Origin of the sequence: Streptomyces sp. NPDC089799, assembly GCF_040684755.1 — a bacterium.
Taxonomy (GTDB): Bacteria; Actinomycetota; Actinomycetes; order Streptomycetales; family Streptomycetaceae; genus Streptomyces.
Map to the genome: position 1 here is coordinate 86677 of NZ_JBFBGR010000008.1, position 15358 is coordinate 102034.

18 protein-coding genes and 1 tRNA gene are annotated in these 15358 nt (G+C 71.6%); 10 read left to right on the top strand and 9 right to left on the bottom strand.

Annotated elements, in window-relative coordinates; all coding sequences use genetic code 11:
• Positions 1 to 52: 52 nt before the first annotated feature.
• The gene (locus tag AB0O36_RS10715) at positions 53 to 451 is read right to left on the bottom strand and encodes a hypothetical protein (RefSeq protein ID WP_365107094.1); all 399 of its coding nucleotides are present in this window, start codon (positions 449 to 451) and stop codon (positions 53 to 55) included.
• A complete protein-coding gene (locus AB0O36_RS10720) occupies positions 448 to 732 on the bottom strand; it encodes a hypothetical protein (protein WP_365107096.1) in 285 nt (94 codons plus the stop codon). Before AB0O36_RS10720 ends, AB0O36_RS10715 begins: the two co-directional genes overlap by 4 nt.
• A gap of 160 nt (positions 733 to 892) precedes the next feature.
• Between AB0O36_RS10720 and AB0O36_RS10725 the strand changes: the two genes are divergently transcribed.
• Both AB0O36_RS10725 and AB0O36_RS10730 read left to right on the top strand, forming a co-directional pair.
• Positions 893 to 1366 carry a hypothetical protein gene (locus AB0O36_RS10725; protein ID WP_365107099.1) on the top strand — a complete coding sequence of 158 codons (474 nt, stop codon included), beginning with the start codon at positions 893 to 895 and terminating at the stop codon, positions 1364 to 1366.
• On the top strand, positions 1363 to 1716 hold the full coding sequence (locus AB0O36_RS10730; RefSeq protein ID WP_365107100.1) for a hypothetical protein: 354 nt from the start codon (positions 1363 to 1365) through the stop codon (positions 1714 to 1716). The genes AB0O36_RS10725 and AB0O36_RS10730 overlap by 4 nt, the downstream gene beginning before the upstream one ends.
• A 28-nt stretch (positions 1717 to 1744) precedes the next feature.
• On the opposite strand, the gene AB0O36_RS10735 is transcribed toward AB0O36_RS10730, so the two are convergent.
• Positions 1745 to 3493, bottom strand: coding sequence for a family 20 glycosylhydrolase (locus AB0O36_RS10735; protein ID WP_365107102.1), 1749 nt, complete (start codon positions 3491 to 3493; stop codon positions 1745 to 1747).
• Between the two features lie 52 nt (positions 3494 to 3545).
• Between AB0O36_RS10735 and AB0O36_RS10740 the strand changes: the two genes are divergently transcribed.
• From AB0O36_RS10740 to glmS, 3 genes are all read left to right on the top strand, one after another.
• Positions 3546 to 4451: a DUF4429 domain-containing protein gene (locus AB0O36_RS10740; protein ID WP_365107104.1), complete on the top strand. Its 906-nt coding sequence runs from the start codon at positions 3546 to 3548 to the stop codon at positions 4449 to 4451.
• A gap of 140 nt (positions 4452 to 4591) precedes the next feature.
• Entirely contained in the window at positions 4592 to 4867 is a 276-nt protein-coding gene (locus AB0O36_RS10745; RefSeq protein ID WP_365107568.1) for a hypothetical protein, read from the top strand.
• A 66-nt stretch (positions 4868 to 4933) separates the two neighbouring features.
• Complete coding sequence (gene glmS / locus AB0O36_RS10750) at positions 4934 to 6751, top strand: glutamine--fructose-6-phosphate transaminase (isomerizing) (RefSeq protein WP_365107107.1); 1818 nt, start codon at positions 4934 to 4936, stop codon at positions 6749 to 6751.
• 72 nt (positions 6752 to 6823) lie between these two features.
• Here glmS and AB0O36_RS10755 read toward each other — a convergent pair whose 3' ends face one another.
• A complete protein-coding gene (locus tag AB0O36_RS10755) occupies positions 6824 to 7390 on the bottom strand; it encodes an acetate uptake transporter (protein ID WP_365107109.1) in 567 nt (188 codons plus the stop codon).
• Positions 7391 to 7501: 111 nt separating this feature from the next.
• Positions 7502 to 8035, bottom strand: a complete 534-nt coding sequence (locus tag AB0O36_RS10760; RefSeq protein ID WP_365107112.1) for a universal stress protein — start codon at positions 8033 to 8035, stop codon at positions 7502 to 7504.
• A gap of 308 nt (positions 8036 to 8343) precedes the next feature.
• Between AB0O36_RS10760 and AB0O36_RS10765 the strand changes: the two genes are divergently transcribed.
• From AB0O36_RS10765 to AB0O36_RS10780, 4 genes are all read left to right on the top strand, one after another.
• Complete coding sequence (locus AB0O36_RS10765; RefSeq protein ID WP_365107115.1) at positions 8344 to 8700, top strand: hypothetical protein; 357 nt, start codon at positions 8344 to 8346, stop codon at positions 8698 to 8700.
• Between the two features lie 374 nt (positions 8701 to 9074).
• Positions 9075 to 10247 (top strand): helix-turn-helix domain-containing protein, encoded by a 1173-nt coding sequence (locus AB0O36_RS10770; RefSeq protein ID WP_365107116.1) that lies wholly within the window; start codon positions 9075 to 9077, stop codon positions 10245 to 10247.
• A 96-nt stretch (positions 10248 to 10343) separates the two neighbouring features.
• Positions 10344 to 10946: an oligoribonuclease gene (orn, locus tag AB0O36_RS10775; protein WP_365107119.1), complete on the top strand. Its 603-nt coding sequence runs from the start codon at positions 10344 to 10346 to the stop codon at positions 10944 to 10946.
• Positions 10947 to 11052: 106 nt separating this feature from the next.
• Positions 11053 to 11125 (top strand) — tRNA-His (locus AB0O36_RS10780).
• A gap of 72 nt (positions 11126 to 11197) precedes the next feature.
• Here AB0O36_RS10780 and AB0O36_RS10785 read toward each other — a convergent pair.
• Positions 11198 to 12043, bottom strand: a complete 846-nt coding sequence (locus AB0O36_RS10785; protein WP_365107122.1) for an NAD(P)H-binding protein — start codon at positions 12041 to 12043, stop codon at positions 11198 to 11200.
• A 119-nt stretch (positions 12044 to 12162) separates the two neighbouring features.
• On the opposite strand from AB0O36_RS10785, the gene AB0O36_RS10790 reads away from it, so the two are divergent.
• A complete protein-coding gene (locus AB0O36_RS10790) occupies positions 12163 to 12660 on the top strand; it encodes a MarR family transcriptional regulator (RefSeq protein WP_365107123.1) in 498 nt (165 codons plus the stop codon).
• A gap of 145 nt (positions 12661 to 12805) precedes the next feature.
• Here AB0O36_RS10790 and AB0O36_RS10795 read toward each other — a convergent pair whose 3' ends face one another.
• The 3 genes from AB0O36_RS10795 to AB0O36_RS10805 form a co-directional block, all read right to left on the bottom strand.
• Positions 12806 to 13519 (bottom strand): NAD(P)-binding domain-containing protein, encoded by a 714-nt coding sequence (locus tag AB0O36_RS10795; RefSeq protein ID WP_365107126.1) that lies wholly within the window; start codon positions 13517 to 13519, stop codon positions 12806 to 12808.
• Between the two features lie 79 nt (positions 13520 to 13598).
• Complete coding sequence (locus AB0O36_RS10800) at positions 13599 to 13904, bottom strand: hypothetical protein (RefSeq protein WP_365107129.1); 306 nt, start codon at positions 13902 to 13904, stop codon at positions 13599 to 13601.
• Positions 13905 to 13990: 86 nt separating this feature from the next.
• Positions 13991 to 15358: a HAMP domain-containing sensor histidine kinase gene (locus AB0O36_RS10805; protein ID WP_365107132.1), complete on the bottom strand. Its 1368-nt coding sequence runs from the start codon at positions 15356 to 15358 to the stop codon at positions 13991 to 13993.

A 15358-nucleotide genomic window follows, 5' to 3' on the forward strand; every position in this document is an offset into this window, starting at 1 on the left:
AGTCTCGCGCTGCGAGGGCCCCGGTGCGGGCCGGCCGCCGGAAGGTGGCGCGTCAGTGGAAGCCGAGCATCCCCGGGGTCTCGATGTCGATGGTGACGATGCCTGGCGGGTAGGAGTCCTCGGTTCCGGTGAGCAGAATCGACATGCTCGCGAATTCCGCACGCGGCAGGGCGCAGTACAGGGCATGACAGATGTCGGGGCCGCCATAGCCGTCCCGGACCATCGTGCCCACGGTGACCGAGGCAACGGTGTCGAGATCGTCGACGAGCACCGAGGAGAGGCTCAGCACACGGCGGGCCGCCCCCTCGTCGTCGGCTTCGGCCTGCATCAGACACAGGGCGGGAACGGTCAGTTGGTCACCCGGAGTCCGAGCCATGTTGCCGGCGAGCAGGCTGAGCGCCTTGTGGCCGGCGGCCAGCGCCTTGACGGCACTGGTGTCGAGAATGATCACGCGGCGTCCCGCCCGACCGCCCGTACCTTCTCGGCGGCCAGCTTGTAGATGTTGGCCAGCACGTCCGGCGCTCGGTCGAATTCCTCGTCGCTGATGTCGACGCCCAGCACCTCGCGGACCACCTTGCGGTCGGCAGCGAGCCGCGCGGCGCGTTGTGCGACCGTCGGCTGTTCGGCCGCCAGAGCCTCCACCATCTGCCCGATGCTCACTCCACGCTCCTTGGCGAGCTCGGCGAGATGGTCACGGGTCTCTTTGGGAACCTGAATCGTCGTGGTTGCCATAGCGGCACTATAGAGCGACCAGAGACAGGCGGCCAGGCTCCGGACGGCAGACCGGAGCCCGCACTCACCGGCAGACGGGGTCAGTTGCGCTGGAATGGGCTGTGGGGTCGGGCCGCGCAAGCAGCACCATGAGTCCGACATCCGAGCTAGTGTGGATGTCATGACGTCCGCCTATGAAGACGTGCCCTTCAGCGAGCTGCTGCACCGGCCCGCCGTGACCACTCGCCGCCTGGACGCCGTACGGGCGCTCCGGCTGCGCAGACGCGACGCGGGCGACCTCGCCCTGATGCGGATCGACCAGCTGGAGAGCGACACCACGGTGGTGGACTTCACCGCCCGTCTGCTGACCGGACTGGTCCGAACCGAAAACATCGACGCGCTGCGACAGGCGCTGCCCGAAGCCCTCCCGTGGAGCACGTTCCTGCCCCCGGAGGACATCGACGTGCTGATCTCCGAGTTGGTGGCCACCGCACGCGGCGCCGTGGCGCTGGACAACCTCTCGCCGATCGCGCTGCTGCTCACGCAATGGCGTCACAGCGCCGAGATCTACGCGGATCCCTCCCTGCTGGCCGTGCTCACCCGGGAACCCGAGGGAGATCTCGGACCGGCCCCCATCCCCGAGGCGACAGAGTGAGCCCCAAGCGCGGGGATCGTGCCGCACCCCCGCCCGTCGGCGAGGAATACGACCTGCGCTTCGCCAATACGGAGGCCGCCGACGGCTGGGAACATCTGAGCCGCCATGCGGCCGGCAATCTGCGCCGCGCGTTCGAGAAGATTCGCGGCAATCCCCGAGCTGCCGACCAGCCCGACCGCCAGCACCGCCTCAAGGGCAAGCTCGGTACGGCGGAGTTCAAGGGCCAGGAGCACGAACGGTGGCAGTTCGAGGTCACGGGCGGCGGACGCATCTGGTACCTGATCGATGACGCCCGCCGCACTGCCTGGATCACCTACGCCGGTACCGGCCACCCGAAAGCCACGGATTGACCGACAGGCACCGGCCTGACGGGAAGGGTCAGTTGCGCTGGATGTCGTCGCGGGGCGGGAAGGGGGCCGTGGGGCGGGCCGCGGCCGGGGAGGGCTGGACCGGGGCGGGCCAGGGGACGTCGGGGGCGCGGAAGTAGCCGATCTGCTGGGCTTCCAGGCGGGGGCCGTGTGCCGCGAGGCGCTGGGCGTACGAGGGCCAGTCGCGCCGGGTGGCCGGGGACCAGCCGAGTTCGGCGATGCCCAGGACCCGGGGGAAGGCCATGTACTCCAGGTCGGCGCGGGTGGCGATGGTCTCCGTCCAGAGGGGGGCCTCGACGCCGAGGACCGCGGATTCCGGAACGCCGGGGAAGTACGCGCCCGGGTCCCAGTCGTAGGCGCGCCGGACCGGGACGTAGCCCGCCCAGGCCAGGCCCGGGGCGGTGTCCGCGTCGTACTTCATGTCGAGGTAGGCGTGGTCGGCCGGGGAGAGGATCAGCCGGTGGCCGGCCTTCGCGGCGGCCGCCACCCGGTCCCGCTCGGCGGCCGGGGTCCGGTCGTGGCCCCACCACTGGAGGACCGCGCCCGGCGCCGGGTCGGCCGCGGCCAGCTGGTGCCAGGCCACCACCTGCTTGCCGTACCCGGCGACCACCGCCTGGGCGCGCTCCATGAAGGCCGCGTAGTCCGCCGCCGGGGTGGAGTGCGCCTCGTCGCCGCCGATGTGGAGGTAGCGGCCGGGGGTGAGCTCGGCGACCTCGCGCAGGACGTCGTCGATGAAGGCGTAGGTGATCTCCTTGGAGACGCAGAGCGAGCTGAAGCCGACCTTGGTGCCGGTGTAGCGGGCCTGGGCCTTGCCGTCGCAGTTGAGCTCGGCGTAGGAGGCGAGGGCGGCGTTGGTGTGGCCCGGCATGTCGATCTCCGGGACCACCTCGATGTACCGGTCGGCGGCGTAGTCGACGAGTTCGCGGTAGTCGTCCCGGGTCCAGTGGCCGCCGGGGCCGCCGCCGACCCCGCCCACGCCGCCGTAGGAGGCGAGCCGGGGCCAGGAGGCGATGTCCAGGCGCCAGCCCTGGTCGTCGGTGAGGTGGACGTGCAGCTTGTTGATCTTGTACTGGGCGAGCTGGTCGACGTACCGCTTCACCTGCGGGACGGTGAAGTGGTGGCGGGCGATGTCGATCATCGCCCCGCGGTACGCGAACCGGGGCCTGTCGGTGACCGTGCCGCCGGGGACCTCCCGGCCGGACACCAGCTGGCGCAGGGTCTGCACTCCGCGGAACAGCCCGGCGGGGGCGTGGGCGGTGAGGGTCACGGCGGTGGCGGTGGACTCCAGGCGGTACCCCTCCTCGCCCAGGGACCCGTCGGACCCATCGGACCCGCCGGACCCGTCGGACCCGTCGGACCCGCCGGACCCGCCGGACCCATCGGACACGCCGGTCCCGTCGAGGCGGAGCCGGATGCCGTCGCCGCCGTCACCCGCCCCGCCGTCGGCCACGGGCAGCGGCAGGCCGGTGGGGCCGCGGAGGTCCTCGGCGAGCCGTTCGCCGATCTGCCGGACCTCCTCGTCCGCGCCGCCACCGCCACCGGTACCCGTGCGGATCACCGTGCCGGGGACGAGCCGGTGGGCCGGCCCGCCGGGCCTCACCTCGGCGGGGGCCGGGAGCAGCCGTTCGTACGGCGGCAGGTCCGCGTACACGAGCAGCTCGCCCGCCTTCGCGTCGCCGGCCCCGCCGGCCTGGGAACAGGAGGCCGAAGCCGCGAGGACCAGCAGGACCCCGAGCGTGCGCATCATCACCCGACTCATGTGCCCAGATATAGGCCAACTCCCTTGATCGCGACGGTGGAAGAATCGACGGATGGCAGAAATCATCCAGAAGGACGGCACCTGGACCTTCGACGGGGACCTGGTGCGCATCGTGCCGGGCCACGAGAAGACCGCCGGACTGCTGCGGCAGGCCCTCGGCGAGGTCACCGTACCGCTGCGGGCACTGGCCGGGATCTCGTACGAGCCGGGCCGCAAGGCGGGGCGGCTCCGGCTGAGACTCCGGGAGGGCGCGGACCCGCTGCTGCAGGTGACGGCGGGGCGCCTGCCCGAGTCGTCCGACCCGTACCGGCTGACGGTGGAGGCGGACCGGGGCGGGGTCGCCGAATACTTCGTCGACGCGGTGCGCAACGCGCTGCTGCTGGAGCAGGTCGATCCGGGGCCGGTGACCGAGTACCTGCTCCCGGGCCCCGCCGTGCCGGTCACCGCGTCGGCGGGTGACGGGACCGCCTCCTTCAACGGCGACCGGGTGAGCCTGGAGTGGAACTGGAAGACCGAGGAGGCGAAGGCGTCCGGCGGAACGCGGTCCTTCCGGGTGGCGGACGTCACCTCGGTGGACTGGTTCCCGGCGATCGGCCTGGAGAACGGCTGGCTGCGCTTCGTCCTGGCCGGGAGCACGTCCGGGGCGCCCGCCGCGAAGTACGACCCGCACAGCGTGGAGCTCTTCGGGTTCAGGAAGGACCCGCTGATGGCACTGGTGGCGGCGGCCGTGGCGGCCAGGATGCCGCATCCGGCGGCGCCGGCCGGCGCCGAGGCGGTGAAGGAGCTCACGGCGCCCGCCGCCGCTCCTGCCCTCCCCGCTCCGGCCGCGGCACCCGACGCGGAGGACCACGACGTGCTGCTGCGCCGCCTCCGCGAACTCGGCGAGCTGCACCGGACGGGGGTCCTGACCGCGGAGGAGTTCGGCACCGCGAAGGCGGCGATCCTCCGCCGGTTCTGACCGGAACCATCGCCGCCGCTTCCGACCGGAACCGGCGATTCTGGCCGGAATCACCCATTCCTTGGTCTGCACCATTAAGATCCTGCCCGAAATCGGGCAGGATCTTTGCGTTCCGAGGCGTGAGACGTCAGTATCTACGGGTGCTCGAACGCCGCCCGTCGCATGACGACCTCGTCGACCACCTGGTGCGCAGCACCGCGCTGCCGCGCGGTGAAGCGGCCCGGGTGGTGCTCGACGTACTGGCGTACTTCGACGAGACGACCGAGGAGTTCGTCCGCCGCCGCCACCGCGAACTGCAGTCCGGCGGATCGGTGAACACCGAGATCTTCGAGCGGATCTCGGCCGAACTGCCGCACCGCGCCGTGGCACCTCCGGAGCTCTCGCTCCGGCAGCTGCGCCGCATCGTCTACGGCTGACGGCCGACCGCGAACCGGGCGGGCACCGGGCACACACGTACGAACGTTCAGGAGGGGCTTAGATCCATGTGCGGAATCGTCGGCTACATCGGCAAGCGTGACGTCGCTCCACTGCTGCTGGAGGGCCTGCAGCGGCTGGAGTACCGGGGCTACGACTCGGCGGGCATCGTGGTCAACAGCCCGAAGGCCGGTGCCCTGAAGGTGGTCAAGGCCAAGGGCCGGGTCCGTGACCTGGAGGCCCGTGTTCCCAAGCGTTTCGCCGGCACCACCGGCATCGCCCACACCCGCTGGGCCACCCACGGCGCCCCGAGCGACCACAACTCGCACCCGCACCTCGACCCCGAGAACAAGGTCGCCGTCGTCCACAACGGCATCGTGGACAACGCCTCCGAGCTGCGCGCCAAGCTGGAGGCCGAGGGCGTCGTCTTCGCGTCCGAGACCGACACCGAGGTGATCACCCACCTGGTCGCCCGCTCCGAGGCCGACACCCTGGAGGGCAAGGTCCGCGAGGCCCTCAAGGTGATCGAGGGCACGTACGGCATCGCCGTCATGCACTCCGACTTCGCCGACCGCATCGTCGTCGCCCGCAACGGCTCCCCGGTCATCCTCGGCATCGGCGAGAAGGAGATGCTGGTCGCCTCCGACGTCGCCGCGCTGGTCGCCCACACCCGCCAGGTCGTCACCCTGAACGACGGCGAGATGGCCACCCTCAAGGCCGACGACTTCCGCACCTACACCACCAGCGGGACGACGACCAACGCCACCCCCGAGACCGTGGAGTGGGAGGCCGCCTCCTACGACATGGGCGGCCACGACACCTACATGCACAAGGAGATCTCCGAGCAGCCCGACGCGGTCGACCGCGTGCTGCGCGGCCGGATCGACGACCGCTTCTCCACCGTGCACCTGGGCGGCCTGAACCTGGACCCGCGCGAGGCCCGCGCCATCCGCCGGGTCAAGATCCTGGGCTGTGGCACCTCGTACCACGCCGGCATGATCGGCGCCTCCCTCATCGAGGGCATGGCCCGCATCCCGGCCGACGCCGAGCCGGCCTCGGAGTTCCGCTACCGCAACCCGGTGGTCGACCCCGACACCCTCTACATCGCGGTCTCCCAGTCCGGTGAGACCTACGACGTGCTGGCCGCCGTCCAGGAACTCAAGCGCAAGGGCGCCCGGGTGCTGGGCGTCGTCAACGTGGTGGGCTCCGCGATCGCCCGCGAGGCGGACGGCGGCGTCTACGTGCACGCCGGCCCGGAGGTCTGCGTGGTCTCCACCAAGTGCTTCACCAACACGGTCGTGGCCTTCGCGCTGCTCGCCGTCCACCTCGGCCGGATCCGGGACCTGTCCGTCACCGACGGCAAGCGGATCATCGAGGGCCTGCGCAAGCTGCCCGCGCAGATCTCCGAGATCCTGGAGCAGGAGGACGAGATCAAGCGCCTGGCGGCCGAGTACGCCGACGCCAAGTCGATGATGTTCATCGGCCGGGTGCGGGGCTACCCGGTGGCCCTGGAGGCCTCCCTGAAGCTGAAGGAGATCTCCTACATCCACGCCGAGGCGTACCCGGCCTCGGAGCTCAAGCACGGCCCCCTCGCGCTCATCGAGCCCTCGCTGCCGACCGTCGCGATCGTCCCGGACGACGACCTGCTGGAGAAGAACCGCGCGGCGCTGGAGGAGATCAAGGCCCGCAGCGGCCGCATCCTCGCGGTCGCCCACCGCGAGCAGGAGAAGGCCGACCACACGATCCTCGTTCCGAAGAACGAGGACGAGCTCGACCCGATCCTGATGGGCATCCCGCTCCAGCTGCTGGCGTACCACACCGCCCTGGCCCTCGGCCGGGACATCGACAAGCCGCGCAACCTGGCGAAGTCGGTCACCGTCGAGTAGTCGACCGCGTGCCGCAGCCCCCCGTGCATCCGTGCACGGGGGGCTGCGGCGCATCCGCGGTGCTGCTGCCGCTCAGCCCGCGGCGGGGGCGCTGCGGCCGGCGCGGCCCAGCGACATCGGCCACTTGGCCAGCGCGGCGGTGGCGCCGTACCAGCCGAGGAGGCCCGAGACGGCGGCGACCCAGCCGCCGGCCTTGGCGAGTCCACTGCTGTCCGCGAAGGCGCCTATCGCCAGGAGGAGCAGGGAGAGGGTCAGCAGGGCGTACACGCCCTGGCTGAACAGACCGCTCGACGCGGCGACCGTGAGGGTCAGCGCCAGCAGCGCGAACAGCACCAGAAACGTTCCGGCAGCCTCGGCGGAGGCCGACGCGCCGGCGCCCTTGGCCCAGGTGAACCAGAAGATGCCCAGGCCCGCGAAGGCGGTGCCGTTGAATCCGTTGCCGCCGCGGTACTCAAGGAGCCCGAGGAGGAAGAGGGCGACGCCTCCGACGTACATGGCGAGGAGGACGGAGTCGGCCGCGGAGACACCGTCGATCACACCGGTGTGGCCGATTCCGAACGCGAGAAGGGTGAGACCCAGGGCCAGGTGCCCGAGGGTCGAAGTGGTGGCCGTGCTTCCCGCGGAGACATCATTGTCCACGGCGGGCTCCCTTCGATCCGATCTGCAATTGTGCTGTTACCCAGCGCTTTTTATGTACCCTTCACATGGGTGCACAACCGCACAAGGGTCAGACAATCCGTCACGTCGCGATTACGGAATGACAACGACGGGTCGCTGCGCCCGCTTCGCCAGCCGGCCGGCCACGGAGCCGAAAATGCGCCCCACGATGCCGTGCGTCGAGCCCACCACGATCGCGTCGGCCGAGTACTCGCGGCCGACCTCCTCCAGCTCGTGGCAGATGTCCCCGCCGCGCTCGACGAGGATCCACGGCACCTCGGCCAGGTAGTCGGCACAGGCCAGTTCCAGACCCAGCACCTCGGTGCGGTGGTCGGGCACGTCCACGAAGACCGGCGGTTCGCAGCCCGCCCAGACCGTCGTCGGCAGGCGGTTGGCCACGTGCACGATGATCAGGCCGGAACCCGAGCGGCGGGCCATTCCGATCGCGTAGGCGAGCGCCCGCTCGCTGGACGTGGAACCGTCGAAGCCCACCACCACGCCGTGCCGGAAGGCCGGATCGCAGGGGTGGGGGCGCGTCTCCTCGGCGGCGCGCAGATCGGCCGACGTGGTGTCGGCGACGCGCTTGCGCTTGCGGTCCGCGGGTTCGGGGATGTCGTGACCGGCCATGGGTGTCTCGGCGTTCGGATCCTCGGGAAGCAACGGGCGGATTGGCGACGCTGGGTGACGGGAGGGTGTGCGGGAAGCATCTTTCCAGGCCTTTACCCACCAGCGTACGGCGACACTCCTGTCCTGCACAGGGCTTGCCGCCCCTGGAGAGCGTCCCAGGGAGCATGCCGGAGAGGACCCTCCTTGGCAATGGCGGTTGGCCCCTACAGGCAGTGACGAGCCACCCGTGCGCGCAGTGACCGGCGTCGGTCCGACGCCGTTGGACAAGAGTCCGAGCGTGTCAGGAAGAGCCCGCAGGGAGTACAGCCGTGCCAGGCCATCCGGTTCACCCCGTCCGCCCCGACCGGCAGCACCGGCCCGCCCGCGAGGACCCCGCCGGGGACGTGGTGCGGTGGGCGGCGTTCAGCTGCCTGCTCGTCCCGGTGGTCCTCGTGGTCTACGGGACGTCCTTCGGCGGCGCGGCCGTCGCCACCCTCGGCCTGGTCGCCGTGACGGCCGCGTGCCGGGTCATGCTGCGGCTCTCGGAGAAGAACCAGAGGGCGGCCGCGCGGGTGCTCGCCGAAGCGCAGGGGCCGGCCGGGCCGCACCGCGGCCGGCACTCGCGGACCGGCGCGGGCGCGCACCGCGGATGTCACGCTTCCGGGGGCCCGACCACGCAGGACTGACCGGTTCGCACACCCGCCCCCGCATGTTTTCAGCCAACTTCACTTTCGAGTACAACCATCGGCGGAATCCCCCCACGACCCCCCTACCACCAGCGTCGACGGCGGAAGGGGGGTGTGGAGACCCTACGAGTACTGGCCACGGCCACCCCTTCCGCTTTCACGCGAGGTCGCGGAGTGGAACGCTTGGTGATCGAATGCTTTTCGCCAAGTTGCCAAGTCGACATAGCGCTGCGTGCTGAACTTGTCACGCCGACAGCACGGGACGCAGTAGATTCGATCATGTATTTACGGCGGGGGACACGTGCAAGGCCGAGGGGAAACGTACACGTGCGACCAGACCAAGGAGTCGCGACACCCAAGGGGGGCTTAGCGCCATGAGCCAGGACTCCACCGCCGTCGTCGCGGACGCCGGCCGGAAGCTCGCGGGGCGCCGCCGCAGGGAAATCGTCGCGGTGCTGCTCTTCAGCGGCGGACCGATTTTCGAGAGTTCCATTCCACTCTCCGTGTTCGGCATTGACCGGCAGGACGCGGGAGTTCCACGCTACCGACTGCTCGTGTGCGCCGGGGAGGACGGTCCGCTGCGGACCACCGGCGGACTCGAACTGACCGCCCCGTACGGGCTGGAGGCCATTGCCCGCGCCGGCACCGTGGTCGTTCCGGCCTGGCGGTCCATCACTTCACCACCTCCGCCGGAGGCGCTGGACGCACTGCGTCAGGCGCACGAGGAGGGCGCACGGATCGTCGGACTGTGCACGGGGGCCTTCGTGCTCGCCGCCGCAGGTCTGCTGGACGGCCGGCCCGCGACGACGCACTGGATGTACGCGCCGACGCTGGCCAAGCGCTACCCGTCCGTCCACGTCGATCCGCGCGAGCTGTTCGTCGACGACGGCGACGTGCTGACCTCCGCGGGCACCGCGGCCGGAATCGACCTGTGCCTGCACATCGTGCGCACGGACCACGGCAGCGAGGCGGCCGGGGCCCTGGCCCGCAGGCTCGTCGTGCCACCGCGCCGCACCGGCGGGCAGGAGCGCTACCTCGACCGGTCGCTGCCGGAGGAGATCGGCGCCGACCCGCTGGCCGAGGTGGTGGCCTGGGCACTGGAGCACCTCCACGAGCAGTTCGACGTGGAGACGCTCGCCGCCCGCGCCTACATGAGCCGGCGCACCTTCGACCGGCGCTTCCGGTCGCTGACCGGCAGCGCGCCGCTGCAGTGGCTGATCACCCAGCGGGTGCTGCAGGCCCAGCGGCTGCTGGAGACCTCCGACTACTCCGTGGACGAGGTCGCCGGCCGGTGCGGGTTCCGCTCTCCGGTCGCGCTGCGCGGGCACTTCCGCCGGCAGCTGGGGTCCTCCCCGGCCGCCTACCGGTCCGCGTACCGGGCGCGCCGCCCGCAGAGCGAAGTCCCGGTGGTGTCCGAAATCAGCGGTGGCCCGCTTCCGCACCAGCGCACGCCGCAGCCCCAGCGGGCCGCGGCGGCCCTGGCCGCCACCGGTCCGACGGTCACCGAGCTCTACGCGCCGGGCCGGGCCCTGCGCGAGCACGCGTAACCGTGCGCCCGCGTGCCACGGTGCGCGGGCGCACCGCCTGAGGTCCTCGGATCGGTCCATGACCGATCCGGGGACCTTCCGCATAAGGTGAGACGCATGAACGATCGCATGGTGTGGATCGACTGCGAGATGACCGGGCTCTCGCTGACGGACGACGCACTTATCGAGGTGGCCGCACTGGTCACCGACTCGGAGCTCAACGTACTCGGCGAAGGCGTGGACATCGTGATCCGCCCGCCGGACGCCGCCCTGGAGACCATGCCCGACGTGGTGCGCGAAATGCACACCGCTTCCGGGCTGCTCGACGAGCTGGCCGGCGGCACCACGCTGGCCGACGCCGAGGCACAGGTCCTGGCCTACGTACGGGAGCACGTCAAGGAGCCCGGCAAGGCGCCGCTCTGCGGGAACTCGGTCGGCACCGACCGCGGTTTCCTGCTGCGCGACATGCCGACTCTCGAGGACTACCTGCACTACCGGATCGTGGACGTCTCCTCGATCAAGGAGCTGGCGCGCCGCTGGTACCCGCGGGCGTACTTCAACAGCCCGCCGAAGAACGGCAACCACCGGGCCCTCGCGGACATCAAGGAATCCATCGCGGAGCTCCGCTACTACCGGGAGGCGGTCTTCGTGCCGCAGCCCGGACCGGACTCGGACACCGCCCGGACCATCGCGGCGAAGCACGTCCTGCCTGCGGAGTAGCACCCGCGGACAGCACCGGAGCGAGGGCGGGAGGGAATGGGTGCGCGAGCACCCTCCAGAACCCTGTACCCTTTTCTTCGGCCGGTCGGAATTCCGACCGGGCATGGTGGGTGTAGCTCAGTTGGTAGAGCACCTGGTTGTGGTCCAGGTGGCCGCGGGTTCGAGTCCCGTCACTCACCCTGTACGAGGGCCCCGGTTCGCGGAAGCGGATCGGGGCCCTCTGCGTTTCCCGGCGACCGGACGGGTCCGCATCACGCGGCGGGGCCGGCGCCGGAGTCCGCGGTGAAGTCGGCGGCGTGGTCCTCGCACCAGGTGGCGAAGGAACGGGCGGGGTGGCCGGTGAGGAGCTCGACATCGCCGGTGACCGGCACGGGCAGACCGTCCGAGGCGGCCCAGAAGTCGAGCAGGGCGTCGGCGTAGGGGCCGGGCACGTACTCGGCCACATCGTCCTTCCACTGCCCGGGGCTGATGCTCTCGACGGGTATGGGACGCTCCAGGACGCCGCCGAGGATCGAGAGCTGCGTGGTGAAGGTCAGCGCCTGCGGTCCGGTCAGGGTGTACGCGCGGCCGGCGAGGGCGGGGTCGGTGAGGACCGCGAAGGCCGCTTCGGCCAGGTCCGCCTCGTGGACCGGGTCGGCGTAGGCGCCGGGGAAGGGCAGCCGGACGGGGCGGTCGGCCTTGATCGGCCAGGCCCAGCCCCGGGCGTTGCTCGCGAAGGAGCCGGGGCGCAGCACCGTGGTGCGCAGCGGGGACGCGAGGAGCGCCTGCTCGACGGCGAGGTGCCCGGCCGCCAGCGGGCTGTCGGCGGCGTCGGGGGCGAGCACCGAGGAGGAGGACAGCAGCACCACGTGCTCCACGCCCGCGGTGACCGCCTCCTTGACGAAGGCGTCGATGCCCCCGGCCTCGGCGTAGAGGAAGACGGAGCCCACCCCCCGCAGCGCGGCGGGGAAGCCGGCGGGGTCGGAGAGGTCGCAGTGGACGGTGCCCGGAGTGTCCGGGCGGCGCGAGGCGAGCCGGTACGCCAGGCCGTGCCGGTCGAGCAGGGCGGTGAGGCCGCGGGCGACGGCGCCGCGGCCGCCGGTGACGAGGATCGTCATGGTCGTTCCCTTTCGGTCCGTGCGTCGCGGCCGTGAACGGCTACCATGATGGCGCGACGCAGATTCTTCGTGGCGCATTCTCTGCGTCACGCAGATAAATTTGGACCATGGGAGATGCGATGTCAACCGATTCCCCCCGTTCGGGTGAGGAGCAGTGGAGCCGGGCCGAGCTCCTGGCCCGGGTCGTCACCGAGAGCCAGCGGCACTACGCCGACTACTCGCTCTTCAACCAGGCCATGGCCGACCGGCTGCAGCTGCACCCCACCGACATGCAGTGCATCGCCCTCCTCGACATGGAGCCCGGCCCCGTGAGCACCGGCGACATCGCCCGGCTGACCGGCCTGACCTCGGGCTCCGCCACCCGGCTCGTGGACCGCCTGGCCAAGGCCGGCATCGTGGAGCGCAAGGCCGATCCCCAGGACCGCCGCCGTTCGCTGGTCTCCCTCAACGCCGAGGCGCGGGACCGGATCAGCACTGCCTGGGAGACCCCGGGCCGCGCCTTCGGCGCCGTCCTGGACAGCTACTCCGACGCCGAACTCGCCGTCATCGCCGACTACCTGCACCGGGCCGCCGAGGTCGGCCGCGCCCAGGCCGAACGCCTCACCTCCGGCGGCTGAGCGCCCGGAGACCGGGAAGGCCCGGGCCGGAAGGCCCCGAGCCGGAAGGCCCGAGCCGGAAAACACGAGCCGGAAAACACGAGGGCCCGCCGGTTCGCCACTGACGAACCGGCGGGCCCTCACCCTCAAGGCCGCTCAGGGGCCGTCAGTGGCCTCCCCAGGAACCTCCGCCGCCCGCCCCCTGGATGTGGAAGTTGAAGTCGCTGTGGCCGAGGCTGCCCATCAGCCGCAGCCAGACCGGCAGCAGCATCTCGGTCCCGCGCGCGGTCTCGATGCCGCCCAGGTCGAGGATCGCCCCCTCCGGCCAGCCGAAGGAGAGCAGGAGCTCGCGGACGGTCTTCTTCGCGTCCTCGTCCTCCCCGCTCAGGAACACGTGGTGGTCGCCGGCCACCCGCGCCGGGTCGACCATCACCAGGCAGTTCATGGTGTTGAGGGACTTCACCACGCGCAGCCCGGGGAAGGTGCGCTGGATCAGCTCGCCGAGGCTGTCCGTGTCCACCGGGTCCAGCCGGGGCGGGAACCCGTGGGAGAAGTCCAGCGGGTTCGCCACGTCGAGGAGCACCTTGCCGTCCAGGTGGGCGGCGTCCGCCTCGGTCAGGGCCTCGATGCTGACCCGTCCGCCGGTGGCGTTCACCAGGATCTCGCCGGTGCGGGCCGCCTCGGCGAAGCCGGCCAGGCGGACCTCGGGGTGGTCCGCCTGCCAGGTGGCGTAGGGCGGTGTGCCCATGGCATCGGGTTCGGTGCGGGCCATGGTGGCCCCGGGGTCGCGGGTGCCGATGACCACGTCGTGGCCGAGGCCGGCGAGCCGGCCGGCCAGCGTACGGCCGACGATTCCGGTGCCGAGTACTGCGAAACGCATTGGGGTCAGCCCCTTCAGGGAGTGCGGCGAGCAGTGCGGGCACAGCTCTACCACGCGCCGCCGTCGGGAGCGTGCCGGTTCAGCCCTTCGGGGCGTACGACGTGGCCGCCAGCCCCCGCTTCATCTCCTCCGGGTTCATCACCGGCTGGATCTCCACCTCCGCGTGGAGGTCGAAGAAGAGCGGTTCCAGCAGCGAGGGCACGGCGGCACTGTCCGTCAGGTCGCAGACGAACCAGAAGGACCGCACACCCTCCGAAGGGCCGAAATACGCCGCTTCCGGCTTCAGCTTCTCCATCAGGTCGCTCATCAGGGCGGGCAGCCGGCCGCTCTTGAGGGCTTCGTTGCTCGCCACCGTGTCCATGTGGCCCCGGATCATGACTCGCATGTGTGACTCCTTCCGTCACACCCACCGTCGGGCGGCCCACCGGGACCGGCAACCGCCGGACTCCATCCGGGCGCCACCCGTACGCCTCACCTCCGGCGCTTGCGCCGCCCCGCCCGCCGGTTCCCCGACTGCCCCGTCTCCCGCCCGTCCAGCCCGATCCACACCCGCACCTCGGTGCCGCCGAGCACCGAGCTGCCCAGCCGTACGTCGCCGCCGGTCGACTCCGCCACCCGCCGTACGATGTCCAGCCCCAGCCCCGTGGAACCGGTCCGGCCCCCGTCGTTGCCCCGCCGCAGCGCCGCGTCCGGGTCGGCGATGCCCGGCCCCGCGTCCGAGACCAGCACGATCACCGCGTCCGCGGTCTCGTGCACGTCCACCGCGAACGGCGTGCCCTCCGCGGTGTGCCGGAACACGTTGCCCAGCATGGCGTCCATCGCCGCCACCAGCTCCGGCCGCGCCACCGGGATCCGTATCGTCCGGGCGGCCCCGGCCAGCCGGACCTCGCGCCCCTGGTCCTCGGCCAGCGCCGACCAGAACTCCATCCGCTCCCGGATCACCTCCCCCGCGTCGCAGCCCGCCGCCGCGACCGCCGTGGACCGCTGCTCGCGGGCCGTCCGGATGATCGCGTCCACCTCGCGCTCCAGCTGCTCGACCGCCGCCCGGGTCTGTTCGACGGCCGGGCCGTCACCGAGGGAGGCCGTGTTCAGCCGGAGCACGGTCAGCGGGGTGCGCAGCCGGTGCGAGAGGTCCGCGGCCAGCTCCCGCTCGTTGGCGAGCAGTTCCATCACCTGGTCGGCCATGGAGTTGAAGGCCACCGCCGCCGACTGGAGTTCCTTGGGACCGTCCTCGGGCACCCGGGCGCCCAGCCGGCCCTCGCCGAGCTCCTGGGCGGCGTGCGCGAGCCGTCTGGCCGGGCCGGTCATCCGGGCTCCGAGCCGGTCCGCGACCGCCACCGAACCCACGACCAGCGCGGCCCCGACCCCGGCCAGCACCAGCCAGGCCGTGCTCACCCCGTTGCTGACCTCGCTCTCCGGAACGAGGATCTCGACGACCGCGATGTCCCCGGTGCCGATGGCGGTGGGCTGCAGCAGGGCGAACCCGCCGCCGGCCGCGCGCACGGTCCGGGCGGACCCCTCCAGCCGGGTCCGCTCCACGGCCTCCGTGCCGGCCCAGCCGGGCTCGCCGATGATCACGGCGGCCTCCCCGTGCACGGCCGGCACGTGGACGGCCATCCGCCGGAGCGCACCCATGTCCGTGCTCTCCACGGCACGGTGCAGCTGCTGCGCGTCGGTGGTGATCGACAGGGTGGGGCCGATGGTGGCGGCCTGCCGCTCGGCGTTGGAGAACGCCCGGTCGCGGGCCATCTCCTGGACGACCAGGCCCAGCGGTACGGCGAAGGCCACGACCACCATGACGGTGACCGCCAGGCACACCTTGACCAGCGCCCACCTCAT